The sequence below is a fragment of the Pseudomonas sp. S35 genome (genome assembly GCF_009866765.1).
Lineage (GTDB): Bacteria > Pseudomonadota > Gammaproteobacteria > Pseudomonadales > Pseudomonadaceae > Aquipseudomonas.
Map to the genome: position 1 here is coordinate 4,460,294 of NZ_CP019431.1, position 26,927 is coordinate 4,487,220.

Annotated in this window: 27 protein-coding genes and 1 pseudogene; 16 read left to right on the forward strand and 12 right to left on the reverse strand. The window is 58.7% G+C overall.

All coding sequences use genetic code 11. The features are described 5' to 3' along the window. Positions 1–192: 192 nt before the first annotated feature. The 3 genes from PspS35_RS19875 to PspS35_RS19885 are packed head-to-tail and all read right to left on the reverse strand — an operon-like array spanning position 193 to position 1,942. Positions 193–483 (reverse strand): DUF3144 domain-containing protein, encoded by a 291-nt coding sequence (locus tag PspS35_RS19875; RefSeq protein ID WP_159936456.1) that lies wholly within the window; start codon positions 481–483, stop codon positions 193–195. Between the two features lie 39 nt (positions 484–522). Continuing rightward, positions 523–1,218, reverse strand: a complete 696-nt coding sequence (locus PspS35_RS19880; protein ID WP_159936457.1) for a tRNA (adenine(22)-N(1))-methyltransferase TrmK — start codon at positions 1,216–1,218, stop codon at positions 523–525. 13 nt (positions 1,219–1,231) lie between these two features. Beyond that, positions 1,232–1,942, reverse strand: coding sequence for a FadR/GntR family transcriptional regulator (locus PspS35_RS19885; protein WP_159936458.1), 711 nt, complete (start codon positions 1,940–1,942; stop codon positions 1,232–1,234). Between the two features lie 340 nt (positions 1,943–2,282). Between PspS35_RS19885 and PspS35_RS19890 the strand changes: the two genes are divergently transcribed. Further along, positions 2,283–3,644, forward strand: coding sequence for an MFS transporter (locus PspS35_RS19890; protein WP_159936459.1), 1,362 nt, complete (start codon positions 2,283–2,285; stop codon positions 3,642–3,644). Positions 3,645–3,663: 19 nt separating this feature from the next. Then, a complete protein-coding gene (gene gudD, locus PspS35_RS19895) occupies positions 3,664–4,989 on the forward strand; it encodes a glucarate dehydratase (RefSeq protein WP_159936460.1) in 1,326 nt (441 codons plus the stop codon). A gap of 303 nt (positions 4,990–5,292) precedes the next feature. On the opposite strand, the gene PspS35_RS19900 is transcribed toward gudD, so the two are convergent. The 4 genes from PspS35_RS19900 to PspS35_RS19915 form a co-directional block, all read right to left on the reverse strand. Further along, entirely contained in the window at positions 5,293–5,535 is a 243-nt protein-coding gene (locus tag PspS35_RS19900) for a hypothetical protein (RefSeq protein WP_159936461.1), read from the reverse strand. Positions 5,536–5,547: 12 nt separating this feature from the next. Then, positions 5,548–5,772: a hypothetical protein gene (locus tag PspS35_RS19905; protein WP_238785901.1), complete on the reverse strand. Its 225-nt coding sequence runs from the start codon at positions 5,770–5,772 to the stop codon at positions 5,548–5,550. A gap of 165 nt (positions 5,773–5,937) precedes the next feature. Then, complete coding sequence (gene msrA, locus PspS35_RS19910) at positions 5,938–6,444, reverse strand: peptide-methionine (S)-S-oxide reductase MsrA (protein WP_159936462.1); 507 nt, start codon at positions 6,442–6,444, stop codon at positions 5,938–5,940. A gap of 95 nt (positions 6,445–6,539) precedes the next feature. Beyond that, a complete protein-coding gene (locus PspS35_RS19915) occupies positions 6,540–7,121 on the reverse strand; it encodes an ABATE domain-containing protein (protein ID WP_159936463.1) in 582 nt (193 codons plus the stop codon). A gap of 96 nt (positions 7,122–7,217) precedes the next feature. Between PspS35_RS19915 and PspS35_RS19920 the strand changes: the two genes are divergently transcribed. From PspS35_RS19920 to PspS35_RS19930, 3 genes are all read left to right on the forward strand, one after another. Continuing rightward, the gene (locus PspS35_RS19920; RefSeq protein ID WP_159936464.1) at positions 7,218–8,153 is read left to right on the forward strand and encodes an alpha/beta hydrolase; all 936 of its coding nucleotides are present in this window, start codon (positions 7,218–7,220) and stop codon (positions 8,151–8,153) included. 443 nt (positions 8,154–8,596) lie between these two features. Continuing rightward, entirely contained in the window at positions 8,597–8,944 is a 348-nt protein-coding gene (locus tag PspS35_RS19925) for a DUF6124 family protein (RefSeq protein ID WP_159936465.1), read from the forward strand. A gap of 322 nt (positions 8,945–9,266) precedes the next feature. Next, positions 9,267–10,040, forward strand: coding sequence for a hypothetical protein (locus PspS35_RS19930; RefSeq protein WP_159936466.1), 774 nt, complete (start codon positions 9,267–9,269; stop codon positions 10,038–10,040). Between the two features lie 278 nt (positions 10,041–10,318). Here the strand turns inward: PspS35_RS19930 and PspS35_RS19935 are convergent, their stop codons facing one another. Next, positions 10,319–11,032, reverse strand: a complete 714-nt coding sequence (locus PspS35_RS19935; RefSeq protein ID WP_159936467.1) for a hypothetical protein — start codon at positions 11,030–11,032, stop codon at positions 10,319–10,321. A gap of 446 nt (positions 11,033–11,478) precedes the next feature. Further along, positions 11,479–12,987 (reverse strand): hypothetical protein, encoded by a 1,509-nt coding sequence (locus PspS35_RS19940; protein WP_159936468.1) that lies wholly within the window; start codon positions 12,985–12,987, stop codon positions 11,479–11,481. A 463-nt stretch (positions 12,988–13,450) separates the two neighbouring features. Between PspS35_RS19940 and PspS35_RS30400 the strand changes: the two are divergent. From PspS35_RS30400 to PspS35_RS19970, 7 genes and pseudogenes are all read left to right on the forward strand, one after another. Then, positions 13,451–13,727: pseudogene (locus tag PspS35_RS30400) on the forward strand (chemotaxis protein); the annotation flags it as partial. Between the two features lie 93 nt (positions 13,728–13,820). Then, a complete protein-coding gene (locus tag PspS35_RS19945) occupies positions 13,821–14,861 on the forward strand; it encodes an alpha/beta fold hydrolase (RefSeq protein ID WP_159936469.1) in 1,041 nt (346 codons plus the stop codon). Between the two features lie 87 nt (positions 14,862–14,948). Then, positions 14,949–15,194 (forward strand): helix-turn-helix transcriptional regulator, encoded by a 246-nt coding sequence (locus PspS35_RS19950; protein ID WP_027604011.1) that lies wholly within the window; start codon positions 14,949–14,951, stop codon positions 15,192–15,194. Then, positions 15,187–16,422 (forward strand): type II toxin-antitoxin system HipA family toxin, encoded by a 1,236-nt coding sequence (locus tag PspS35_RS19955; protein ID WP_159936470.1) that lies wholly within the window; start codon positions 15,187–15,189, stop codon positions 16,420–16,422. Before PspS35_RS19950 ends, PspS35_RS19955 begins: the two co-directional genes overlap by 8 nt. A gap of 83 nt (positions 16,423–16,505) precedes the next feature. Continuing rightward, positions 16,506–17,024, forward strand: a complete 519-nt coding sequence (locus tag PspS35_RS19960; protein ID WP_159936471.1) for a DUF2569 domain-containing protein — start codon at positions 16,506–16,508, stop codon at positions 17,022–17,024. 229 nt (positions 17,025–17,253) lie between these two features. Beyond that, positions 17,254–18,480: an MFS transporter gene (locus tag PspS35_RS19965; RefSeq protein WP_159936472.1), complete on the forward strand. Its 1,227-nt coding sequence runs from the start codon at positions 17,254–17,256 to the stop codon at positions 18,478–18,480. Between the two features lie 53 nt (positions 18,481–18,533). Beyond that, on the forward strand, positions 18,534–18,695 hold the full coding sequence (locus tag PspS35_RS19970; RefSeq protein ID WP_159936473.1) for a DUF2986 domain-containing protein: 162 nt from the start codon (positions 18,534–18,536) through the stop codon (positions 18,693–18,695). A 1-nt stretch (position 18,696) separates the two neighbouring features. Here PspS35_RS19970 and PspS35_RS19975 read toward each other — a convergent pair whose 3' ends face one another. From PspS35_RS19975 to PspS35_RS19985, 3 genes are all read right to left on the reverse strand, one after another. Beyond that, on the reverse strand, positions 18,697–19,908 hold the full coding sequence (locus PspS35_RS19975; RefSeq protein ID WP_159936474.1) for a YeeE/YedE family protein: 1,212 nt from the start codon (positions 19,906–19,908) through the stop codon (positions 18,697–18,699). Positions 19,909–19,969: 61 nt separating this feature from the next. Then, entirely contained in the window at positions 19,970–20,767 is a 798-nt protein-coding gene (locus PspS35_RS19980; RefSeq protein WP_159936475.1) for a DNA/RNA non-specific endonuclease, read from the reverse strand. 93 nt (positions 20,768–20,860) lie between these two features. Continuing rightward, a complete protein-coding gene (locus PspS35_RS19985; protein ID WP_159936476.1) occupies positions 20,861–22,078 on the reverse strand; it encodes an MFS transporter in 1,218 nt (405 codons plus the stop codon). 123 nt (positions 22,079–22,201) lie between these two features. Between PspS35_RS19985 and PspS35_RS19990 the strand changes: the two genes are divergently transcribed. The 4 genes from PspS35_RS19990 (at position 22,202) to PspS35_RS20005 (ending at position 26,886) form a co-directional block, all read left to right on the forward strand. Further along, on the forward strand, positions 22,202–22,843 hold the full coding sequence (locus PspS35_RS19990; RefSeq protein WP_159936477.1) for a TetR/AcrR family transcriptional regulator: 642 nt from the start codon (positions 22,202–22,204) through the stop codon (positions 22,841–22,843). A gap of 88 nt (positions 22,844–22,931) precedes the next feature. Then, positions 22,932–23,453 (forward strand): sigma-70 family RNA polymerase sigma factor, encoded by a 522-nt coding sequence (locus PspS35_RS19995; RefSeq protein ID WP_150760338.1) that lies wholly within the window; start codon positions 22,932–22,934, stop codon positions 23,451–23,453. Further along, positions 23,450–24,400 (forward strand): FecR family protein, encoded by a 951-nt coding sequence (locus tag PspS35_RS20000; RefSeq protein ID WP_159936478.1) that lies wholly within the window; start codon positions 23,450–23,452, stop codon positions 24,398–24,400. Before PspS35_RS19995 ends, PspS35_RS20000 begins: the two co-directional genes overlap by 4 nt. A 74-nt stretch (positions 24,401–24,474) precedes the next feature. Continuing rightward, positions 24,475–26,886 (forward strand): TonB-dependent siderophore receptor, encoded by a 2,412-nt coding sequence (locus PspS35_RS20005; RefSeq protein ID WP_159936479.1) that lies wholly within the window; start codon positions 24,475–24,477, stop codon positions 26,884–26,886. Positions 26,887–26,927 lie beyond the last annotated feature (41 nt).

Below are 26,927 nucleotides of genomic sequence, written 5' to 3' on the forward strand. Positions count from 1 at the left end.
CATGTCATTGATTGAGAAGGCTCTAGCAAGATACGGGCCGTTGGTGCCAAGCCCTGAAACAGGGCGGGTGGCGCGTTTTTAGCGCCCGTTGCGTGCTCGAAAATGGGGCAAAAACACTCAGGGGTAAGGACACACCTGTAACCGATGGCGCAGGCGTTCCACGGACATGATGAAAAGGGCCGTACTGCTGGCCTACTTGGCCTGCATGTACTGCTCGAAATTTTTGATGTGATCATCCAGATTGTCCTCAAGCATCATCCGGTACTGATCACAGCAATACTTGAGCATCGCTTCACGCTCCTCGGCCATGTGCGCGCCGGACTTGAAATTGCGCGCGAGGGCCCAGGCATTGAAGCGGGTGGTGCCGAACATCATTGACGCGCTGACCTGGCCGAGGTTTTCGAAGGTTTTGAGTTGTTCGTTCGACAGTTCGATATGCGCGTCTGCGCGGTCATAGAAGGCTTGGTCGGTAGCGTCTGCCATTGCGGGGTTCCTGGGTAATCACGATTGAATGAAGGGTCATCAAGCCAACAGCGTGGTGATCCATCTGATCTGCCGGCTGATTTCTTGCAGCTTCGCCTCGGGCACCGCCTGCAACGCCTGCTCAAAACCCGCCAGGGTCTTGTGCTTCAGGCGCAACGCACGCTGCCACTTGGCTAAAAACACCGGGCTGCGGGCCTGCATTTGCAGCGGGCCGAAGTACAACTGCTCGGCGGTATAGCTCACCGGTCCAGCACGCTCGGCAACGATGATTTCATAGTAAAAACGGTTTTCGTGCAGCAGCTCTTCACTGACGATGCGATAGCCGTTGTTCATCAACCAGAGGCGTAGCGGTTGCTCACCGCCGTTGGGTTGCAGGATCAAGCGTTCAACGCCGTCCAGATGAGCCTTGCCGGCTTCAAGGATGTCGCGGATCGTCTCGCCGCCCATGCCGCAGAGGCTGACGGCAGTGATAGCGTCACTCGCTTCGATGGCCGCTAAACCATCGGCCAGCCGCACGGTGATCTGCTGTTGCAGGCCATTGTCACGCACGGTGCGTTCGGCCGCCTGGAACGGTGTGCTCGCCACCTCCCCCGCCACCGCCGCCGCGATCGTGCCACGGCGCAACAACGCCACCGGCAGGTAGGCATGGTCCGAGCCGATATCGGCCAGGCGCGCACCGTGCGGCACCTGCGCGGCCACGCGTTCCAGGCGCATGGACAAGGTGTGTTCGTTCAACCTGTGTTCCTTATCATTCCCCGGAAAACCGATCCCGGCTGTTGGTCAGATGCAACACCATGGCGGCACGTGCGGCGTCCGGGTCCTGGCGTTTGATCGCGTTGAAAATCGCCTCGTGCTCCAGGTTCGCCAACTGCCCGAGTTTGGCAAAGTCCGCGCCGCCACGCTCGTCGCTCTTGACTTGGGTGCGCGGAATCATCGCGTTGCCCAGGTGCAGCATGATTTCGGTGAAGAAGGTATTGCCGGTGGCTTCGGCGATCAACTGGTGGAAGCGCTTGTCCTCTTCCACGCAGCTGTCGTTGTTGGCGAGGCAGGCTTGATAGTCGTCCAGCGCGGCGCGCATGAGGGCCAACTGCGCGTCGCTCCTGCGCAGTGCCGCCAGCGCCACCGCTTGTACTTCCAGGCCCAGGCGCAGTTCCAGCATGTTGCGCACGCTGGCGACCGTGTCCACATGCAGGCGCAAGCCTTGCTGGGCGTGTGGCGCCAGCACAAAGGTGCCGATGCCGTGACGCGTCTCCACCAACCCAGCCGCCTGCAACTTCGACAGTGCCTCACGCACCACCGTGCGGCTGACGCCATGCTCCAGCACGATGGTGGATTCCGACGGTAGCTTCTCACCCGGCTTCAACTGCCCGAGCAGGATGCGCTGGGTCAGGGCGTCGACCACGCCCTGGGCCAGGTTGGTGGAGCGTCTACGCACGGGAGTTGGGGCTTCACTGGGCATTGTTGCGGGTCCACGGGGTTGGGCTGCGGGGAGCTTAACACCCAGAACAAGGGCGCTGCCGAGGTTGATTGAAAAACCGCCAAACTTGTATGACAACCAACCTGGATCACCTAAACCCGGACGGTCAACGCAATCGCCGACGCGGGGCGCTGCCGCGGTCAATAAACCGCATAAAAACCCAATAAACGCGGACAAATAACCAAAACACTCAATCACACAAGGGCCTTATAAACACAAAAACATCCATCAACAGATTGCGAACCTCAGAAATCAACTTGTATGATGTCTATCAACAAGACACGCAAACCCGCATAAAAATAATCAGGGGGAGTTTTGAATTGTGAACAATTCAAGCCATGCATCTGCCGCGCCACACAGTGATCCCGTCCTCGCACGCGCCGTACGCAAAGTGAAGAGCCACGTGCTCCCACTGTTCGTGATCATGTTCATCCTCAACTACATTGACCGGGTCAATATCGGCTTTGTGCGCACGCACATGGAGCACGACCTGGGCATCGGCGCAGCGGCCTACGGGTTCGGTGCCGGGCTGTTCTTCATCGGTTATGCCTTGTTCGAAGTGCCTTCCAACATGCTGCTGCAAAAGGTCGGCGCGCGTATCTGGCTGACGCGCATCATGTTCACCTGGGGCATCGTCGCGACGATGATGGCCTTCATCCAGAACGAAACCCACTTCTACATCCTGCGCTTTCTGCTGGGCGTGGCCGAAGCCGGGTTCTTCCCTGGGGTGATCTACTACTTCACCCGTTGGTTGCCGGGCGTTGAGCGCGGCAAGGCCATTGCGATTTTCCTCAGCGGCTCGGCGGTGGCCTCGCTGATCTCGGGCCCGCTGTCGGGTGTGTTGTTGCAGATCGAAGGCTTTGGCTTCCACGGCTGGCAATGGATGTTCGCCATCGAAGGCCTGGCCTCGGTGGTGATCGGCTTCTTTGTCTGGTTCTGGCTCGACTCCAAGCCCCACGACGCCAAATGGATGACCCGCGAAGAACAGGACGCGCTGGTCGGCGCCATCGACGAAGAACAACGCCAGCGTGAAGCGCTGACCAGCGTCAAACCGACCATCGGCAAGCTGCTCAAAGACCGCCAGATCCTGCTGTTCTGCGCGCTGTACTTCTGCATCCAGCTGACTATTTACGCGGCAACGTTCTGGCTGCCGAGCATCATCAAGAAGATGGGCGACTTGAGTGATGTGCAGGTGGGCTTCTTCAACTCGATCCCGTGGCTGATCTCGATCATCGCCATGTACGCCTTCGCGTCGCTGTCGGGCAAGTTCAAGTTCCAGCAAGCCTGGGTGGCGGCGGCGCTGTTGATTGCGGCGGCGGGCATGTTCATGTCCACCACCGGCGGGCCGGTATTTGCCTTTGTGGCGATCTGCTTTGCAGCCATCGGCTTCAAGTCGGCGTCGTCGCTGTTCTGGCCGATTCCCCAGGGCTATCTGGATGTGCGCATCGCCGCTGCCGTGATCGCGCTGATCAATTCCATCGGCAACCTGGGCGGCTTCGTTGCGCCGACCACGTTTGGCTTTTTGGAGCAGACCACCGGCTCGATCCAGGGCGGCCTCTACGGCCTGGCCGGCACCTCGGTGCTGGCAGCGATCCTGGTGTTCTTCGCCAAGACCGCGCCCTCTGCCGCATTGACTTCGCCCAGCGTGACGCCAACGGGCGCCGCCCTCAGCAAACCTCTTTGAGCCTCTTTAGGAATTTGCCATGACCACTCCCGTCGTTACCCACTTCCAGGTCATCCCCGTGGCCGGCCACGACAGCATGCTGCTCAACCTCAGCGGCGCCCACGGGCCATTTTTTACGCGCAACATCGTCATCCTCAAGGACAGCTCGGGCAACACCGGCGTCGGTGAAGTGCCGGGCGGCGAACGCATCCGCGAAACCCTGGAGGACGCGCGCAGCCTGGTGATCGGCCAACCCATCGGCCAGTACCAGCGCATCCTCAACCAGATGCGCCGCACCTTTGCCTCGCGGGATTCGGCCGGCCGTGGCCTGCAAACCTTTGACCTGCGCATCACCATCCACGCCGTCACCGCCATGGAAGCCGCCCTGCTCGACCTGCTGGGGCAGTTCCTCGAAGTGCCGGTGGCCGCCTTGCTCGGCGAAGGCCAGCAGCGCGACGCGGTGAAGATGCTCGGCTATCTGTTCTATGTGGGCGACCGCAGCGCCACCGACCTGGCCTATCGTAACGAAGCGGATGCCGACGACGATTGGTTCCGCCTGCGCCATGAAACAGCCCTGACGGCTGAAGCCGTGGTGCGCCTGGCCGAAGCCGCGAAGGCCAAATACGGCTTCAACGACTTCAAGCTCAAGGGTGGCGTCTTGAGCGGCGACGAAGAGATCGAAGCGGTCACCGCCCTGGCCGAACGCTTCCCCGATGCGCGCATCACCCTCGACCCGAACGGCGCCTGGTCACTGAAAGAAGCCATCCGCCTGTGCCGCGACCAGCACCACGTACTCGCCTACGCCGAAGACCCGTGCGGGGCCGAAAACGGCTACTCGGGCCGCGAAGTCATGGCCGAATTCCGCCGCGCCACGGGCCTCAAGACCGCCACCAACATGATCGCCACCGACTGGCGCGAAATGGGCCACGCGATCCAATTGCAATCCGTGGACATCCCCCTGGCCGACCCGCACTTCTGGACCCTGCAAGGCTCGGTACGCGTGGCGCAAATGTGCAACGACTGGGGCCTGACCTGGGGCTCGCACTCCAACAACCACTTCGATATTTCCCTGGCGATGTTCACTCAAGTGGCCGCTGCCGCACCGGGCGACATCACCGCCATCGACACCCACTGGATCTGGCAGGACGGCCAGCGTTTGACCAAAGAGCCGCTGAAGATCGAAGGCGGTTATGTGAAAGTACCGGCCAAGCCGGGCCTGGGCGTGGACATCGACATGGACGCCTTGGCCAAGGCCCACGAGCTGTACAAAGGCATGGGCCTTGGGGCGCGGGATGACAGCGTGGCGATGCAGTTCCTGATTCCGGGGTGGAGTTTCAACAACAAGCAGCCTTGCCTGGTGCGCTGAAGGCGCTGGTTTCTGGGAGTAGCTCGGTCTCGAAAACACAATCAATCCAATGTGGGAGGGGGCTTGCCCCGGTACAAACCGGGGACATCGTTTACATTTCTAACCGGGCACACGGTTTGCCGTTCCCGCTGGGACCGCCAGCGTGGAATCTCGGCACAAAGCGGCATCTACTTCTTGGGCCTGCCGAACCTGGTGAATCGCACGTCTTCGTTTATCTATGAGGTGTGTGGCGGACCATATCGTGTTGCAGGACGAGTAAAAGGCCTACGAGAAGCCTTGACTGCGCCTGTGGCGATGGAGCCTTCAGCCAGGCTGTTCGAACCGCCGCCGCTTCAGGAACAACCCCACCCCCAACGCCACCGCAAAGATCGACAGCAACCCCAGGTCAGCCCCCCATGGACGGACCTGGCTTGCCGCCACACAGCCGACCGCCCCCGCCACCACCAGCAGCACCCCCAGCCACTTGCGAAGCAGGTACGGTTTAACAAACCGATCGAGCAGAAAAAACAGCACCAGGGCCAAGACCAGTTGGGTAATGTCAGACATGTGCTTCTCCAGTCAGGTCTTGATGATCAGTGCCGAGGCGCTGCGTTGTGGGCCAATACCGCCGTTGACCTGCGCCTCGATGCTGGCCAGCACGTCGCCGGCATGATAGGTGGGCAGGACTTCATTGGCATACATGCGCACACCCGCACCTACAGGAACACCCACGTAAGGGGACGCCACGGCACTGGTCGCCGAAGCAAAGGCCGTGGCGGCCAGGTTAGCGATCTTGGTGCGCAATCCCGTGATTGCCCATGTATTGGAACGCCCCTTCGAACTTCATCGCACGCATCCTTTCGAGCCAAAGGCGGGGATTCTCTAGAAGGCGGGCAGTGGATTCAAGGCAAAAAAAGAAATGAGCAAATGGGGGGCAGGCCGATCCCTTCCCCCAGGTGCTACTCACGCTCACGCTCGTTTGGGCAACTTCCAATTCGGCCGTATGAAGTGGCAGGTATACCCGTTGGGTATCCGCTCAAGATAATCCTGATGCTCCGGCTCCGCCTCCCAAAACTCCCTGGCGGGTTCAATTTCCGTGACCACACGCCCCGGCCACAGCGTGGAGGCATCTACATCAGCCGCGGTATCTTCGGCAATATCCCTTTGCTGCTCGCTCAGGTAGTAAATCGCCGAACGATAGCTAAGCCCGAGATCATTACCCTGCCGGTTAGACGTGCTGGGGTCATGGATCTGGAAAAAGAACTCAAGCATCTGCCGGTATGTGATCACCGCCGGGTCAAACACCACCTCAATCGCTTCGGCATGGTTGCCATGATTGCGGTAAGTGGCGTTCGGCACATCGCCACCGGTGTAGCCGACTCGCGTGTGCAGCACCCCGGGGTAGCGTCGCAACAGGTCTTGCATGCCCCAGAAGCAGCCGCCGGCGAGGATGGCGGTTTCGGTTGGGTTGGTCATGGTTTGTCCTTGCGGTTGATGGAGACAGGGTAGTTATGGGGTGATGTTGGGCAATACCAAGTTCAATCAGAGAAAAACTGCCCCCCCCTATCGACTCAAGGTTTATTCCTGGAACGAAACGCCGCCACCTTCATCCGGTTGCCGCAGGTCGCCATGCTGCACCAGCGGCGGCGGTGTGATTTGCTCAGGTCATGGAACAGCAGCACGCAGTCGTGGGCCTCGCACTGGCGGACGAATTCAAACTTATCGTTCGTGACCAAGCCCACCAGCGACTCGGCCACCGGCACAAGCAGGCTGGCCGGGCTGCTGTCCCGAGGACGCGTGGCAAGCCGAAATGCCTTGTTCTCCTGCGCCCATTCCAGCCTGCTCACCGGGCGACCCGCTTCAAGCACCTGGTTGATCACCGCGAGATCGACGGGAACGCCTGTCATTGCCGCATTCACCACCGCCCTTGAACTCGCACGAAGCGTACGAGCGAGGGCCAGCAACCCACTCGGCGCCTTCGGGTCAAGCTGCTCGGGCAACAGGCCCGCCTGGGTCAGCCAGCTCATCACGCTGTGATCATCGGTGAAGCAGTCATGGCGCTGATCCCCCACCCCGTACTCGGAGTTGATGAAATCAAGGGCCAGGTTGTCGGCCAGAAAAAGTGCGCCTGCGGCAGTGCTGTTCGGATTCATGGGCGGCCAGTAACCAATAAAATATGTTTGACAGGTTACCAAATCCAGACATAACCTTCAAACACAAACTTTAACGGTTACACAGGAAGCCACATCATGACCACGTCCAACGCCACGGCCGCTGCCGGGCTCACCGCCGCCTTGCTGATCAGCGGCGCGGCCCATGCAGACAACACAGTGCATTACCGCTACGAGCAGGTCGGCGACGTAAAGGTGTTCTACCGCGAGGCGGGCGACCCCAGCGCGCCGACCGTGTTGCTGCTGCACGGCTTCGCCGCCTCATCCTTCATGTTCCGCGAACTCATGCCCGAGCTTGCCGACCGCTACCACGTCATCGCGCCGGACCTGCCGGCATTTGGCTTCACCGAAGCCCCGCCGCGCGGCGAATACGCCTACACCTTCAGCCAACTGGCGAAGACCATCGGCCAGTTCACCGAACAGCTCAAACTCGATAAATACGCACTGATGGTCCATGACTACGGCGCCCCCGTAGGCTGGCGCATGGCCGTTGCCCATCCGGAGCGAGTGACCGCGATCATTTCCCAAAACGGCAACGCCTACGAAGAAGGCCTGGGCGCCGGCTGGGCTCCTATCCAACGCTACTGGCACGCCCCGACCCAACAAAACCGTGACGCCCTGCACGACTTCCCCACCCCCGCCTCGATCAAGTGGCAGTACCTGGAAGGCGTGGCCGACAAAAGCTCGGTTTCACCCGATGGCTACACGCTGGAAGGGCTGCAAATATCCCGTCCAGGCAATGCCGACATCCAGCTCGACCTGGTGCTGGACTACGCCTCCAACGTAGCGATGTACCCGGCCTTCCAGTCGTACTTCCGCCAGTACCAGCCACCGCTGCTCGCGGTGTGGGGCAAGAACGACCCCTTCTTCCTGCCGGCCGGCGCCGAGGCGTGGAAGCGCGATATTCCCAAGGCGGATATTCGTTTTTATGACACCGGGCACTTTGCGCTGGAAACCCATGGGAAGGCGATCATCCCGGTTATACGGGCGTTCCTGGACAAGAACCTCCAGTAATCGACGCAACCCTATGTAGGAGCGAGCTTGCTCGCGAAAAACGTCAACGATAACGCCGCGACTCCGGTTTCACGCGGCGCTCCAGGATTCTTCGCGCATCAGCTCGCGCCTACCTTGTAGACATGTCCTACAGCAAGCTGCAGCGCCTTGCTCCGTTACCTACAGTTGCGTCAGAATCCGCCGGCTTGTGCACTTGAGTGGGCGTCTCTAAGGTGGCCCGGTCGCTGACAACTCAGTGATCGGGTTTAGTAGCCCGAGTGACAACATAAAGTGCATGAGCCTCATCGATCAGATGTTCTTGTCTGTACTTGATGGTGGCTGTGCGCAGGGCGCCCTCGGGCGCGCCGGCTTTGTGTGTTTCCCCGGTCTACTAACCTGCGCACAGCCGCCACCCTCTCGTTTAGTAGCGAAAAGGTGTTGGCCCTAAAACAGGTACAACACACATGTACAAAGTCACGCCTAACCCTCCGAACGGTCCCGACCTGAAACTGAATCAGGCGGCGCATCGTGCGATTGATCACTACCTCAACGCGGGCGCCGAACCGCCAGGGCCGCCTCCTCCACCTTCGAATACGCTGTTCAGCGTTGCGGACGATGTCAGCAGTGAAGTGCTGATTGCCAATAGCTATGAGACTTTTTCTTCGGTGACTGCGTTGTTGCTGGACCTGTCGGATGAGCTGACGGGGAAGCAGCGGGATGTGGCGTTGGCGATTCACCAGTTGAGTGAGTTGGGGGTTTTGTTGGTGGATAAGTTGATGGAGCGGGAGCTGATAGCTGACCCTCAACACTAAGTTAGGTCGCCGAGTCGTTGTGATCTCTATTACGACGACTCGCGATTTTATTTGGCCTTGTTGCTTTCCAAATCGAGAGCGTTGAGGGTTCACATTCCGCCAATTCGACTAAAGTGTCATGACAACACGAAAACAGAAAACGCCACTCGCCGACAATTCTCGACGGTGAAGGGCAGCTTCTGACCAGAAGCAGTCATTCGGGAGGACAGGAAACTGTCAAGAAGCACCTCATTGCAGACCTTCAGAACAAAGTTTCAATGGACAGCTAAAGTACGTACGCAGACTAACAACTTAGAGATTTCCCAACCAAATAAGGGGAAAAATGGACGTCGATTCTAAAACTGAACAAAAGAAGAACCCCACGTGGGACATCGGATTGACGGAGGAGCTAGTCACTGCGGTATTCGGGGCGACACAGTGGAAGAAGGCGCACCCTAGTGTAAGATCCATGACGGACAGACCTCAGTTCTGCCGTTACCACTACCACGAAGCCTTGGACATGATGAATGGATACATCGAATCCAAACTGAAGGAGACAGGCTTGTGGGGTGTCTACGAGGACTATGATGAGTTTAGTTACCTGATGCTGAAGATCAGGGCGAATATCACTGCCTTCGTCCAGAGCCTGCATGCCGTGGCGGATACCTGTTCCCACATGCTCTACTACTCCTTGGCGCTGGACAACCTCCCCAGGCCCCTCAAGGAGCGGGACATCTATGCCAAGGAGGTCCTCAAGCTCCTAGAGCAGCAACGCGCTGCCGGGAATTCCGAGTACGACAAACTCTGTAGATTTTTCCGCGAGATCACAACTGGCGATGACTACAAGTACCTTAATGCCCTGACCAACACGTCAAAGCACCGCAGCATCGTCCGCTCAGAACTGAACGAGGACGCCACCGGCAAACGGGAAGAGAAGTGGATTCTGTTCTTGGAGTCGTTTTGGTACGCGGGAGAGTTGTTTGAAAAAACCAACGCTCGCGAGTTCATGCGAAAAGAGCATGACCGTATTCAATATCTGACCGTAAACATTGGTGTGGAACTGAACGATATCTTGAAGAAGCTCCAACCTTTGAAGCCCACAACCCAAGCAATTTAAGAGCGCCGGTAAAGACTCTATACCGGAGCAGCCGTGCGGCCCACATCACTGTATGGCCGCAGCCACTCCGAAGCCGTGACGAAAAAAATACTAACCGGCTGCTTCAGGCTGATTTCAGCCAGGTTTCGAATGTCCGTTATGGGTCGAAAGCAGCCCGTCAGAATAATTCACATTGCCCATCACCAGATTTGCTTGAGCTTAGCTTGATGCCACCACCGGGCTGGCTCTCTTCGGTGGATTACAGCAGTTCACAGCCACAACATTAATAAAACGAGTACTTATAGCTGGGCATACGCGGCTTCAAAATCGCCGAGAGCTTGGTTCACCTTATAGCGAAGCATCAGCGACGCGGAAAGCTTCACCATCGCCTCGAACAGGACATGCCCTGATTTAATCTCACACTGACCGACGCTACTCCCTCCAGGGCCTCCAGGCTTATAAGCGTAGACAGTGTAAAAAACTCTATCAGGCTCGCGATTCAGTCCCGCCGAAATATGAGTGACAGAGCTCTCTGTCACAACGAGGTCAGGGAGTGAGAACTCCAAGACATCATCGAATGGAATGAACATAGCTGAAGCGGACATCACGAATAGGCTCGCGATATCCAACGCCTCTTCAACATTTTTAAGCTCAGGCGTTGCGTACTCGTGCTCGAGAATATTTCGCATGTCGACGACTTTACGCAACAGACTTGGCGCCAATAACCCAAGCGCCCTTAGCCGTTCGATCTTCTTCGGCACGTTCCATCGAAGTGAGGGATAGCCGAAAGAGATCAACAACTGATCAAGCTGAGAGACAATGGCGCGTTTTGCGTTGGTCGTTGCATTGACAAGAGCCACCAAACCGCCCCGTTCAAAATCATCCTCCGCCAATGTCAAAAACTCGACTGGTGAGGTTTTCAACTCAGTCATTTCGAAACCACCACCGCCCAACGCTACCCCACATTTGCTCATATCGAATCCATGAGCGAGGCAAAATTCTTTAATATCCATTGATTCGTTCCTGTTTTTATTTATACCAAATGACCGATAAGTTACCTGTCAGTGTAAATAGGGGTCAGCCCTGAGGAATCCCCACAAAACTTCCTTGCAGGTAAGTCAGATAGCTTGAAGTGGCCTGCATAAGTCGGGCAGTTTGGTAGTCGCCTATCGGGAGCACAGCATCCGGGATCATATGGCCGCGTTGAATTTTGGGTTCATGGAGCGGTTACGATTGACGAAGGTTTTCGGGACATGAAGAGTCTGCGTTTCGGCTTTGCACCGGCAAGCTTAGAGACTGGAGTAGATTCGTGGGGATTCCTCAGGGGCAGACCACAATCTAAACAGACGCTTAAACATGGTCTGCCCCCGATTACGTGCAAAAGTAGTCTATGCATCGAGGATGCATGCTCTACTACTGACTGCTCAGATAAAATGACTCATAAATTTTAAATCAATAATTACATTTTGTGTATCCGTAGCACATCCCTGTAACTAGGGTGGACTTCCCAAGACATCCCATCATCCAAATTTATATTAGAAGTAAGTAAGTTCGGTCGCTCTTCATGGCGAACAAAGCCCAAGCCTGTAACGTCAGCCTCATCTCGCGCAGCAATAAAACCGCACCTAAAGAGAAAGTGAGCAACTGAAAGCGAGCCCTTAACAGAGCTAATCCCGTCAATCGCAGGAACTCCGATACGCTTTATTATCTTATCGGTCACATGATCAATAAGTTGGCTTGTCGTAAATCTATAAACACCGCCGCTGAACGATTCAATTATTTCTTGGAGCATAGGACATTGGTGACGATGCTCTTTATATAAATCACTTACGCGAAACTGCCCATATTTCCTGAGAACCTCTCTGATGTGACCCATTGAAATATGAGAGTATGCCTTGTCATAAGCATCTCGGCCGGCAAGCTTACATAATTGAGCAGCCCATCGAGGCCGGCCAGCAGATAAAATATGAATTGGCCGATGAGACTCCATAGGTCGACCAGACCAATTGAATGGTTCTTTGAAAACAATTTTTCGAATTTTTGTCCCATCAACCCCAGGACTAAGAGAGGTGAATTTTGGATCATCACTATAATTTCGGCAAAAATAACTACTTATTTTATTTTCCAAAATCCTCCCGGTCTCTGTGGTACTCCATGCCAAGTCGAGCATGTACTGCTCACACTTATCCAACGCCTCATCATGCTGCGCTAGAACTGACCAAACATCACTTCTTACTGATGCTCGAATGCAAAGTCCTTTAACCGAACTGATTAAATTCCGACAAGCGCTGAAAAACGTACTGGCCTTAAGCCTTTCATGCTCTGTATTCACGAATGTTGCATCAACATCATCCACAAACATCCAAACTGTTACATCTTTACTTTCAAGAACCCGTTGAAGCACCGCATGGGAATCAGCGACTGTAATTCTTGTACGATCAATTTCTGCACCTAAGCCCTTTATTTTTAATCTATCAAAAAGGGCACTTACTATATTTCTGTTTCGAAACCCCGCAATTTCAGCAGACTCAATCAACAACATTGAATCATCAGTAAACCCAAAACGCAGGGCGGCCCCTAATTCTAGATTGATCTGAGAGCAAATCCTTTGCTGCCAACCATATAGCAACTCATCAGGAGAACTTGACTTCACTTCCTGCATTGCTATCAGATCTGCCGCTTTAACATAAATAAGTATATCTCCTGCCTTTTTCTCTTGCTGCAAGTAAAGCGTTTGTTTAAGCAGCGCCGACTTTCCTACACCTTTCCGAGACCTGACGAATGCCAATCTAGTGTTATTAGAATAAAATCGCTCAAATTCGGGCTTATCTAAAAAATAACTATTTAATACTTCCAGATCTTCATCATCTCCAGCCTCGTTCCCGAATAATTCTGGATTGATAAGGTCGCCGCGCTTCGATTTCTTAGTGACGACTTTGGCGTTAGGCTCTTCAGATTTTGAACTCATTATTTCTTCCTTGATATTCTATTAGTTAGCATATCTGTAGTTATCGAAGCTAGCAAATTGCCACCTTGGTGTCTACTGCCTGCCGCCGGCTTCGACGGATTTCGTTAGAATCCATGTTTCAGATCAACAGCCTTTCTTGATTACGCACTTGAAGAATGGCTGCTCCCCCCAAGCAACGCCTCCTGCACCGCCCGATAGGAGACGTCAGAACTCTTCTGTGTGGTTAGACGCCTAGTCCTTGATCCTTTCGAGATGTATTGCGCCACCGACGAGCGCAGGGACCGGATTGTGTTGCAGCTGTTCAACGACAGTCTGATCGCCTCGGCCGGGTGGTGGTGATGCCGCTGGAGTGTGAGGACATTCGCGGTGGCGGTAAGCGGTAGGGGGATGCAGGAGCGGATTGCCAAGTTGGGGGCCAATATCAAACGGGTGTCGCGGTGCATGGGGGGCGCACGCTGGCGGGGCGAGTTTGCATATCCTGTTGATTGTGCAGGCGATCCAGCAGATCGCCGGGCAAACCAACTTGCTGGCGCTCAACTCCGCGATTGAAGCGGCGTGGATGTCGACCTGCTGTCGAGTGAGATCCAGCGGGTGGCCCAGCAGATTGAAGACCAGTCCACGGGGTCGGCGCGCTGCGGGAGATGCAGGATGTGCTGGAGGCGTCGAGCCGGGCGACGGAGGGTACGGCGCAGCGGACCAAACCCCTTGCGGATACGTTGACGGGGTTGACCCATACGTAGGCGTTAACGGCAGGAAAAATGGCGTGGGGCTCATGGCTCTGAACGGGGGATTCAGTGCATGATGCGTCGCTCATATCAAGGACGATAACACCCGTGAAAAACACCCTCGCCTCCCTGCTATTGCTGTGCCTGACCGCTCCCGCCTTCGCCGCCGAAACCCCCGTCGGTTTCAAAACCGTCCCCCTGCCCGATGCGCTAAACAACCGACCACTCGAACTGGTCGTCTGGTACCCCGCCGCCACCACGGCCAAACCCACGCTGATCGCCGATAACGCGGTGTTTATCGGTGCCTTCGCCGTGCCCGACGCGCCGCCGGCTGCCGGTGAGCATCCGCTGGTGGTGCTCTCCCACGGTTATGGCGGTAACTGGGGCAAGCAGGTGTGGCTGGCCAGTGCGTTGGCGCATCAGGGTTACATCGTGGCGGCGGTTAACCACCCTGGCACCACCACCAAGGATCGCAACCCGCAAACCGCCGCGCAGTTATGGCAACGCCCGGCCGACCTGAGCCGCGTGATCGACGCGGTATTGGCCCAGCCGAAGCCATTTGGCGCGGTCGTGAATGGCCAGATTGCCGCCGTGGGCCATTCCCTTGGCGGCTGGACCGTGCTGGAAATCGCCGGGGCGCGCTTCGACCCCGAGCTGTTCAGCCGCGACTGCAGCGCCCACCCCAAGCTCGGCGGCTGCATTGGCTATCAGGAGATGAATCCCGCTGGCACGCCAGAAGGTAAAGCGCGCTTGGCGGCGGATTTGAGCGACAAGCGCGTCACCGCCATCGTGTCCCTGGACCTGGGCCTGTCGCGCGGCTTCACCGACGCCAGCCTGGCTGCGCTGCCGGTACCGGCGCTGGTGATTGCGGGGGGTGTGCCGTCGGAAGATATGGACCCGCAGTTGGAGTCCGCTGATATGGTCAAGCGCCTGCCTGAAGCAACGACGAAGTATGTGGAGATCAGCGACGCCACCCACTTCAGCTTTATGTCGATCTGCAAGCCGGGCGGCATGGCGTTGATTGAGGAGAGTTCGCCAGGCGACGGCATGATTTGCCGCGATGGTGAGGGGGCTCGGCCACGGGCGGTGATTCAGCAGCAGGTGGTGGGGCTGATCAGTGAGTTTTTGGGGCGCAAAGCGCCTAACTAAAGAAAAGGCTATTCAAGAAAAAACGAATCAAATACGATGCATAAGTGTATTAACCCTCACAAATGCATTGCATAGGATGCAAAAATTTTGGACGATTTAGGTTTCCTGATCAAAAACCTGCGAAAGGCAGCTGGCCTTTCCCAAAGCCAGCTCGCACTTCGGCACGGTATGAGTCGTGCAACCATCTCCGGAATCGAGAACAACACCATCCCCGAAGTGGGAATTCGCAAGGTGGCTGCGATCCTTGAAGGGTTAGGGTACGAGTTAACCGCGACACCTAAGCGTCGACGCAAAACGCTGGATGAACTGAAAGCAGAAAACGTCCATGACTAGACCAAGCGATCGGCTGCACATCGGCACCAGCGGCGTGCCTGCCGGAATACTCGGGCGCGGCGAAGAAAACCAGCGCGATTCGGTGTTTTCGTATAACCCGGCAGTCACCGAAAAGAACGCGGTTTCCCTGACCATGCCGGTGCGCCTGGAGAGCTACATCTGGGCGTATGGCATCCATCCCCTGTTTGAGATGCATCTCCCCGAAGGCCACCTGAAAGCGGAGCTTGTGCGACGTTTCAGCAAGTCAGTGCGAGGCTTTGATGACTTCACATTGCTGGGTATCGTCGGCCCCCATCAACTGGGCCGCATCAGCGTCGCCCGAGCCACTTCGGATGAATTACTACCTGAAATAAAACTCTCCGAGCTGCTCGTGTATGACGGGGCGAAAGATCTGTTCGACGACCTGATGAAAACCTACGCAGCCTACTCAGGCGTTTCGGGCGTTCAGCCGAAGGTACTGGTGCGCAACGTTGACGATACGAATCCTGACGTTGCGCGTCTCACCCATCGGGGCGCTACGCACTTGGTGAAGGCCTTCAATGATTCAGACTTCGCGCAACTGGCCGCCAATGAGTTTTTCTGCATGCGCGCGGCATTTCATACAGGCCTTGAAGTGCCTGAATGCCAGTTGAGTCAGCAGGGTAAGTTTCTGGTGGTCAAACGGTTCGACATCGGTGAAAGCGCCTACCTTGGTTTTGAAGATATGTGCGTTTTATCCGGATGGGGGACAGATAAAAAGTACGACGGTAGCTACCAGGGTTGCGCGAAGTTGATCAAGACTTACGTCTCTCCTTCTCTTGTGACCAAGGCACTTGAGGACTTTTTTATGATGGTGGCGCTCTGCGCCGGCATACAAAATGGAGACGGGCACTTGAAGAATTTCGGCCTGCTCTATGAGAACTGCGCAGAAGACGCCGATATTTGGCTCGCGCCAGCTTACGACCTTGTGACGACCACGGTGTATCAAGTCAACGACATTATGGGTCTGTTGCTCGGCGGTTCAAAGGCTTGGCCAAAACGTAAGATGCTGGTCCAGTTCGGGCGCAGTTCGTGCAGTTTGACAGAAGCCCGTTGCAATGAATTGCTCGCCAGAGTCCACAGCGGTATGAGCCGTGCAATGGTGGAGCTTTCGGAGTATCGAAGCACCCACCCGGAGTTTGATGTTGTTGGGGAAAAGATGACCGCTGCATGGGCGACAGGGCTGGCGAGGAGTATTGAGCCGGCGTGATTGTGCTTGCTTGGTATAGGGCGGCGATTCAGCAGCACGGCTGACTATTTATCGTTTTAACTTTATTGAACGGCAGAGCGAACATGCAAGAAAGTAAACCACTGAAGGGACTGGGCGGTTGGCTGATCGTGGTTGGGTTGGGCCTGTTTATAGCCTTGGCGCGTCTGGGTTATGCCCTTATCGCGGTGTATTACCCGATATTCGCAGATGGCGCGTTTAGTACCCTCACCTCATCCGGCCCGACGATGACTAACGCCCTGTGGGGCGCGATCCTGATATCAGAAACCCTCGTCAATGCAGTCTTTATCGCGGCCTTTGGTTATTTGGTTTACCTGTTCTTCTGCGAACACTATTTATTCCCCAAGGTTTATATCGTCACGCTCATCGCCTCGGCTATTTACGTTCCACTTGATGCATGGTTCAGCTCGCTTGTTCTGGTGGATGAACCCATATTCGACTACAACACGACCAAGGAAACCGTCCGCGGATTGGTGTCCACCTCGATCTGGGTCCCCTACATACTGTTCTCCAAAAGGGTCAAGGCAACGTTTGTCCAACGCCGGCCGGTTGCGGCGCAAGCGCCTGGCCCCGTCAGCCTTTGACGCGGTGAGCATCGAGCGCCTGCCCGATGACCGGCTGGCGCTCACCGGCAAAGAAAAACGCCACCACCAGCCACACCCTGCCAGGCAGGCTGCCCCCATCACATCGATAGCACTGATGATTACTATCGAACCTCTCGCCTAGCGTTGCCGAGCCCGATTCCTATAATAACCTTCTAATTTTTCACCCTCGCCTGGCCTCAGGCGACATCCCCCCTTGGAACCCAGCATCATGCCAAGTGCCCTCCAGGCCCCTAGCGGCCTTCCCGAACATAACCAACAAAGCGTCAAACAACAGTGGCTGGCGATTCTTTCGGTTGCCGTGGGTGCCTTCGCCCTGGTGACCAGTGAATTCCTGCCGGTGGGCGTGCTCAACGACGTCGCCGCCGACCTCGGTATCAGCGCCGGCCACGCCGGCTTGATGGTGACGCTGCCCGGCATCATGGCCGCCCTTGCTGCACCGTTTCTGTCGGTGAGCATTGGCGCGATGGACCGGCGTTACCTGCTGATCGGCCTGACGTTGATCATGATCATCGCCAACACGGTGGTGGCCTTTGCCAGCGACTTCAACCTGCTGCTGTTGGGTCGTGTGTTGCTGGGTATCAGCATCGGCGGTTTCTGGGCCACGGCGATTGCCCTCAGTGGTCGCCTGGCGCCCAAGGGCGTGGGTGTAGCGAAGGCCACGTCGATCATCATGATGGGCGTGACCCTGGCCACCGTACTCGGCGTGCCAGTCGGCACCTGGCTCAGTGGTTTGATGGGCTGGCGCATGACGTTCCTGGTCACCGCGCTGGTGGGCATTCCGGTGCTGTTGGCGCAAGTGTTCCTGCTGCCCAAGCTGACGCCGGAGAAGGCGATTCGCATCAGTGATTTGCCGGCATTGTTTATCAACCCACAGGCGCGGGTCGGGTTGATCGCGGTGTTGCTGATCGGCTTGGCGCACTTTGCGGCGTACACCTATGTCGCGCCGTTCTTCAAACACAGTTCTGGCTTCGATGGGCCGACCATTGGTTCGCTGTTGCTGCTGTATGGCGTCGCCGGCGTGATGGGCAATATTTTTGCCGGGTTCGCCGCCAACCGCAGCGTGCGCAATACCTTGCTGCTGGTGGCGCTGATGATCGGCACCAGTACCGCGCTGTTCCCGTATTTTGCCACCGGCATGACCGGCGCCGCGATGCTGATCGCGCTGTGGGGCTTTGCCTTTGGCGCCTTTCCGGCGTGCGCAAGTATCTGGATGTTTGTGGTGGCGCCCAAGGATGTCGAGCGCGGCATGCCGCTGTTCGTGGCGCTGTTCCAGGTGATTATTGCTCTGGGCTCGTTCTTTGGCGGGCAGATCGTCGACCAGATGGGCAGCGCGGTGCTGTTGAGCCTGGCCACGGCGTTGGTGGGCTGCGGGTTTGTGACGGTGCTGGTGCTGGGCCGCAGCGTCAGCAACAGCTTGGCGGCACAACCTTGCTAGGCAATGGTTTTTGAGCTGGTATCATCCGGGCACGTTTAACCCAGGTAGCCTCCATGAACCGCCAGAAAAAACTCCAGCAGCTCTTCAAGGCCAAGGCCAAAAAGGCCAGCGCCAAATTGGCACCCAAATCCAAGGACAAATACATCAGCAAGGCGCAGCGGGAAAAGCTGGCGGCTGAAGCCGATCAGGCGCCAAGCGTTTCCCCGCAAGACTGACTCAACAACCGCTCAGCGCCGCCGGCCGGCGCTCGCCGGCAAAGAAAAACGGCCGCAGGCGCACGCCCACGCTGTTACCGATAAACGCCGCCACCAACCACACCCAGCCATGCAGGCTGCCCGAGGCGATGCCGCTGAAGTACGCGCCGATGTTGCAGCCGTACGCCAACCGCGAGCCGTAGCCGAGCAGCAGGCCGCCGATCACCGCCGCGATCAGCGAACGGGCCGGGATCTTCAGGCTGGGGGCGAAACGCCCGGCCAGGCCGGCGGCCAACAGCGCGCCGAGGACGATGCCGATGTCCATGACGCTGGTGATGTCTTCCCACACTGGCGCCGCCAGGGCCTTGGCATTGCCCGGCATCTGCCAGAACGCCCAGGCGCTTACGTCCACACCCAAACCGCTCGCCACCTTGGCGCCCCACAGGGCGAATGCCGAGGTAATGCCCCACGGCCGCCCGGCCAGTGCCAGGGTGGCGTAGTTGAGCAGCGCCAAACCAATCGCGCCCCACACCAGGGGCCACGGGCCGCGCAGGAAACGGCTCAGGCCTTGGTGTTCACTCTTCCCGCCTTCTTCAAGCTGGCCATGACGACGCTTTTCCAGGCGTACGGTGACGGTCGCGATGAGGGCGAACATCGCCAGGCTGGCGAGCAAGGCCGGCATTACGCCAAACCTCTTGACGATGGACACCGCCGGGAACGCCGGCAGGGCAAACCACCAGTCCACATGGTGCGTGGCGATCAACGAGCCGCAGATAAAGAACAGCAGCGTCACCAGCATGCGCGCATTGCCGCCGCCCACGGTGAACAGTGTGCCCGAGGCACAGCCACCGCCCAACTGCATGCCGATGCCGAAGATAAACGCACCGAACACCACCGACACCCCGGCTGGCGCCACCAGCCCGACCACCGGTTGCCCGAACAAAGTGCCCGCCCCCAATGCGGGGAAGAACAGCAACACCGCCAGCGCGAGCATCACCATCTGCGCGCGCAAGCCGGCGCCACGGCGCTCGTTGATAAAGACGCGCCAGGCAGAGGTGAAGCCGAAGGCCGCATGGTAGAGGGTCAGGCCCAGCGCGGCGCCGACTACCAGCAACAACACCTGGCGTGAGCCGACGCTGTTTTGCAGGAACAAGGCGCCAAGCACCAGGATGATAAAGGCTACCAGCGGCGCGACGGGTGTGCGCGTGGGCGTTATGGGAAGAGAGGTGCTCATCGGGATCTCAGTTCATTTGAAGAAGATGGAGTACGAGGCCGCAAAGTATAAACCCGCTCAATCAGCCGCGTCCCACCGACCCCGACACCGGAAGATTGCCCAGCAATTTAAGCCCGGTCGCCTTCACAAACGTGTCGTAATCCATCGGCCGCTGAATCCGCGTTTCAGCATTGGGCAACACATACGCCCAGGCCCGTTTGGACGACGCGTCGTACACCAACTTGAAGAGACGCGTCGGCACCCACACCTCGTTGTCGCCCATGGTGCTGTAGCCCGAATCAAATAACGGCCCGGTAAACACAAACACATCGCCACCGGCGCGCACGGCGAATTTGCGCACGTCGGCCTCGACCTTGCTCCAGATCTTGCGGTTGTTGGTGGGGTCCTGGGGCACCATGTTCGACAGCGCAAAGGACTGGGCCATAGCCTTGGCGTCGGGTGCATCGGCAGCCGGGGACTGGTGGCCACGGTCCATGGCCGGTTGTTGGCCGCGGTAGTCACTCAACTCGGCGCGTGCGCCCTTGGGGATGCGCGGGTCGGCGTAGAAGTGGTTGGTGCGTTCCTCGCCTTTGGCGTCTTTAAGCTGGCGGGCGTTGAGGCGTTCGACCACTACCAGCGGCGTCTTGCTGGTTTGCGAATACAGCACGGCAAAATGGTCGGAGCACAGCGCCAGCGGCTTCATGCTGGCGGGGATGGTGGCGGTTTTGATCGGTGTCGCAGCGGGGAAAATATCGGCACAGCTGTCGAACGAAAGGCGCTGCTCCTGGCTGGAATAGAGTTCCATCGCACCACGGGCGTATGCCCCGGTGGAGAACAGGGCAAGGGCTGACAGCCCGACAGCGATAGTGCGTAGGTACATGCAGTCAATCTTCGAAAAGGAGTAAAGCGGCAGGCTCCGCGAACGGAGCCAAGTGAATGATATTCAAGGATTTATTGACCTGAATTTGTGAGATTAGTGCCCAACCATCGCAGGATTTTTCGCGCTGCGCGCGCCCGGTTTGAAACCATGGGCACGGGCGCCCCAGGCAATCATCAGCGATACGCCAATCAGCACGAGCATCGCCCACGGAAACGACGCCACGCCCCAGCTGTCCAGCAGCACCCCGCCCACTACGCCGCTGCCGGCGATCGCACTGTTCCAGGCCACCACATTCAGCGACAGCGCCACATCCGCGCCCTCGCCCGCCGCATCCGCCAGCGCGGTTTGCAGCAAGGTCGCGGCGCCGCCGAAGCTCAGGCCCCAGACGGCAACGCCGCAATAGATCACCTCAGCGACTGAGCCCAGCCAGCCAAACACCACGCAGACCAGCGCAAAGGCCGCCAGGCTCACCAGCACGGTCTTGCGCAGCAACGGCTCGACCAGCCTGGCGGTGACCCAGATCCCCGCCAACGCTGCGATGCCAAACACCAGCAGCACCAGGTCGACGTGCTCCGCCAACCCCGCCGGCGCCACGAAGGGGGCGATGTAGGTGTACAGAATGTTGTGCGCCAGCATCCAACTGATCACCACCGCCAGTACCGGGCGCACGCCAGGCGTGGTCAGCACCTTGCCCAGGGACACGCGTTGATGCGCAGGTTGCGGTGCATAGTCCGGCACTTGCACCAGCACCCAGGCGATCAACACCACCGTCAGCCCCGACATCAGGCCAAACGCAGTGCGCCATCCCACCAGCCCGCCCAGCCAAGTACCCAGCGGTACGCCCAGCGACAGCGCAATCGGCGTGCCGACCATCGCCAGTGCCAGCGCCCTGCCCTGTTGATGGGGCGCGACCATGCGCCGCGCATAGCCGGCCAACAGGCTCCAGGCCAACCCCGCCGCGACACCGGCAAAAAAACGCGCCACCAGCGTTACCCCGTAATGGGATGACAACGCAGTGATGGAGTTGAACAGCAGGAAACCGACGATGGTCAGCAGCAACACATTGCGCCGACGCCAGCCACGGATGGCGATGGTCATGGGAATCACCGCCAGCACCGAACCCAATGCATAGGCCGTGACCATCTGCCCGGCCATGGACGGCGAAATCGCCAGCCCTTCGCTGATCAACGGCAACAGGCCGGCGGGCAGGGTCTCGGTGACGATGCAGATGAAACCGGTCATGGCCAAGGCGAGCAAGGCGCCGATAGGCAAGCGCTCGGACGAGGCCGATAAAGTGAGTGAAGGCGTCACGGGAAGCTCCTTGGAAGCAGACTTAAATACTGATCGATACAAATGTTGCGGGCGGCCGCCCTGCATTGTCAATAACTTATGTATCGACTAGTATTTATCTCGCTCTGCCACTGGAGACCTGACATGGCACAAATGGGCCGCCCCCGTAATTTCGACCGTGAACACGCCGTGGAACAGGCCCTGCACCTGTTCTGGCAGCACGGTTATGACGCCACCTCCCTCGCCCAGCTCAAGGCAGGCTTGGGCGGCGGCATCTCCGCGCCGAGTTTTTACGCGGCCTTCGGCTCCAAAGAAGCGTTGTTCGACGAATGCGTTCAGCGCTACCTGGCCACCTACGCCCAAGTCACCGAATGCTTGTGGGATGAAACCCTGCTACCGCGTCAGGCTATCGAGACCGCGCTGCGCCAATCGGCGCGCATGCAGTGTGAAGACGGCCATCCCAAAGGCTGCATGGTGGCGCTGGGCGTGATGAGCGCGCCAAGCCCGGAGAACGCACGGGTGGCCGATGCGCTGACCCAATCACGGTTGCGCACGCGAGCCGGGATCGTGGCGTGTGTGGAGCGGGCAGTGCGCCTGGGGCAACTGCCAGCGCATACCCAGCCGGTCGTCATGGCGACGGTGTTTGACAGTTTCCTGCAGGGGGTTTCCATCCTGGCGCGTGACGGCATGCACACCGCAACCGTAGATGCCGCGATCAGCCAGCTCATGCTGAGCTGGGATATTGCCGCGTCCATCACTCCCCTTTTATCCAACCCGAAGGCCTAAATACACAATCAACGCGGGCCACGCTTGCTTTCGCTGATGGCACACCGCTAATCTTGCGAATAATTCTTATCCGCAGACGTACCCTTCCATGTCGGCCAGCGACCTCCCCTTGAACCAGGCCGTCCATGTGCTCTACACCGAGCACCATGGCTGGTTGTTCGGCTGGCTGCGAAAAAAGTTGGGTTGCCCACAGAACGCTGCGGACCTTTCCCACGACACCTTTGTACGCATCCTCACGTCCCGCGACGCCCTCGGCGCCCTGCGTGAACCTCGGGCGTTCCTCACGACCACCGCGCGCCACTTGATCATCGACCGTGCACGCCGCCGTCAACTGGAAGACGCCTACCTGCGCGAACTGGCGCTGACCATCGAAATGATGGAGCAATGCCAGCAATCGCCGGAACAGATCTTGGTCACCCTCGAGGCGCTGGAGCAAATCGCCTTCGTCCTCGACGGCCTGGCCCTGAATGCGCGGCAGGCGTTTTTGCTGTACTTCCTCGAAGGCCTGCGCCAGAGCGACATCGCCAGCCGCCTGGGGATTTCCGAGCGCATGGTGCGCAAGCACCTGATGAATGCCCTGCTGCACTGCAACCACGCGCTGGACGTATGAGCGCCGACCTCGACCAACAGGCCGCGAACTGGGTGATTCGCCTGAATGAGGGCCACCTCAGCGAGCGCGAGCAGCAGCAATTCGACCGCTGGAAAACAGCCGACCCTCAGCACGCGGCAGCATTTGAGCGCTTACAGGGGTTTGTCGGGCGCTTGCAGGCGTTGCGCCCGCAACAGGCACCGGCGCAGGCCGCGCTGGAAGCGGCCCGGGTGCGCCGGCGCAACCCGACCGGTCGGGTGTTATTGGGCCTGCTTGTGGCGTTGCCGATTGCCCTGGCGTTGCGGGCGTACCCGCCCAGTTACCTGCTGGCCGACCAACGCACCGCCCCGACGGTCTGGCAGCGGGTCAACCTGGAGGACGGTTCGCAACTGACCCTCAGCGGCAACAGCGCCGTGGACCTGACCTTCAACGGCCAGCAACGCCAGGTGCGCTTGCTGCGCGGCGAAATACTGGTGCAGGTGGCCCACGACGCCACGCGGCCATTCACCGTGGTGACCGACGATGGCCAGATGCGCGCCCTTGGCACGCGTTTCACGGTCAAGCGCGAAACGCCGGGCACGCTGCTGACCATGCTCGAATCGACTGTCGCCGCCACCGATGCTGGCCATCACAACGTCGTGAACGTCAGTGCCGGCGAGCAGGCGCGCATCACGCCCCACGCGGTGAAGTTGCTGGGCAAGGTCGATCCGCGTACCGCCAACGACGCCTGGGAACACCACCAGTTGGTGGTGCAGGACCGACCGCTGCCGGAAGTGTTGGATGAGTTGGCGCGCCAGTACGGCGGCCATGTGCAGTTCAATCGTGAGCAATTGGCCGACCTGCGCGTGTCCGCCGTATTGCCGCTGGATAACCCGCGTCGCGCCCTGCAGTTGATTGCCGATGGCCTGCCGGTGCGTGTCCGTTCGTTCAGCCCGTTGTGGTTGCAGATTGAGCGTCACGAAAAATAATCTCGCGTGCCGGGTTCCGCTTTTCAACACTGCCCCGTCAAGGAAGAAAGCACCTCAATAACAGGAATTCTTCCATGCCGCGCCACCTCAAGCGTTCTCCCCTGCCCCTCGCCCTGGCAATCAACCTGGCCAGCCTCGCTGCACTGAGCCTGGGCCTGTGCAGTCCGGTGGCCGCACAAGAGGCGGCGCGGTATGCCATCGCTGCCGGCCCGCTGGGTCCGGCGCTTAACCTGTTCGCGCAGCAGGCCCATGTAGCGCTGTTGTTCGACAGCAAAGCCGTCGCCGGTGTGAGCACCGCCGGCTTGCAAGGCGATTTCCCGATCAGCCTGGGCTTTGCCCACTTGCTGCGTGGCAGTGGCTTGCAAGCGGTGCAAGGCGCCAACGGGTATGTGCTGGTGCCGGCCAACACCAGCGGTTCGCTGGAATTGGGTCCGACCTCGATCAACGCTCTAAGCGAAGAAAGCAGCACCGAGCACGTCAAGGGCTACGTGGCCACGCGCAACCTCAGCGCGACCAAGACCGATACACCGATCATCGAAACCCCGCAATCGCTGTCTGTGGTCACCAGCGACGAGATCCGCGACCGGCAATCGGAAACCCTGTCGCAAAGCCTGGACCTGACCCCGGGCTTCACCAGCCAACCGACCAGTTTCAACCGCACCTCGGACCGCTTCCGCATTCGCGGTTTCGATGTGGAATCCGCCACCGGTGGCTCCCTGCGTGATGGCCTGCGCCTGCAAAACAATTCCTACGATGGCGTGCAGGAACCCTATGGCCTGGAGCGCGCCGAAGTGATTCGCGGCGCGGCGTCGGTGCTGTACGGGCAGCTGTCGCCGGGCGGCCTGATCAACACGGTGAGCAAACGCCCGAGCCAGACGCCTTACCACGAGGTCAACCTGCAAGCCGGGCAGAACAACCGCAAGCAACTGTCCGCCGACTTCACCGGCCCGTTGGGCGACAGCGATACCTTGAGCTACCGCCTGACCCTGCTCGACCGCAAGAGCGATACCGCGGCCGACCATATCCAGAACGATAAGGTCTACGTCGCCCCGGCCCTGACCTGGCGGCCGGATGACGACACCTCGCTGACCTTGCTGTCGTTCTACCAGAAGACCGAAACCGGCTTCTCCGCGCCCCTGCCCTATCAATTGACCAAAGGTGTGGGCAGCGGCAGGTTCCAGATCGGCCGCCACGACTTTATCGGCGAGCCGGACTACGACGAAATGAACGGCGAGATGTCGGCGCTGGGCTATGAGTTCGAACATCGCTTCGATGAACACACGCGCATCAGCAACAAGCTGCGTTACTACCAGTCGGATGTGACCTGGCGTTACCTGCAAGTCAACATCGCCGGCACCAACATCGGCACCGCACAAACCACCGGCCTGCTGCGACGCCAATACAGCGACCGCCAGGAACGCTCGCGAGGCCTGGCCAGCGACACCAATATCGAGAGCAAATGGCAGTTCGGCGACTGGCAGCACACCTTCCTGCTGGGTTTCGATGGCTACGACACCAGTTACGATTCGCACAACTTCCGTGGCAACGCACCGTCGCTGAACCTGGCGACCTACCAATATGGCCAGCCGGTGGTGGTGAATAAGAACCCCGCAACCGACCGTGGCTCGCAGATCGATACCCTGCAAAAAGGCATCTACTTCCAGGACCAGATCAAGTTCGACGAACGTTGGATACTGCTGCTCGGTGGCCGTCATGATTGGGCGGACCAGCACACCGAACTGTTTCGCAATGGCGCCGACAGCGGCAAAAGCGATGAAGCCACCACCTGGCGCGCGGGCCTGGTGTACAAGGCCGACAACGGCCTGGCGCCCTACATCAGCTACAGCGAATCGTTCTTCCCGGTGGCCGGCGCCAACAAGGCAGAGCAAAGCTTTGTGCCCACCGAGGGCAAGCAATATGAGATCGGTATCCGCTATCAACCCGAAGGCAGCGCCACACTGCTGAGTGCGGCGGTGTACCAGTTGGAACAGCGCAACGTGTTGAGCCAGGACCGCACCGATAGCAGCTACTCGGTCCAGGTCGGCGAGGTGCGCTCGCGTGGGTTTGAACTGGAAGCCAAGACCGAAGTCACCCCCAACCTCAGTCTGATCGCGTCTTACGCCTACATCGACGCACGCATCACAAAGAGCGACATCGCCAGCGAAATCGGCCAGCGCAGCGAAGACACGCCCTATCACCAGGCCGCCCTCTGGGCCGATTACCGCCTGGCCGCGCTGGGCGTGCCGCAACTGCGCATCGGCGGCGGCGCTCGTTACAAGGGCACCACGCAGGCATCTGGCGTGCCGTCTTCAATGCCGGCTTACACGCTGTACGACGCCCGTGCCAGTTACGAAATCGACCCCAATTGGGAGGTCGCGCTTAACGCCAATAACGTCACCAATAAGCGCTACACCTACTGCGAGTTTGCGATTTGCCGCTATGGCGATGAGCGGCAGTTGGTCAGTTCGGTGACCTATCGCTGGTGATTGCTCGCAATTACGGTGTGCCAGTCAACATGGCTGGCACT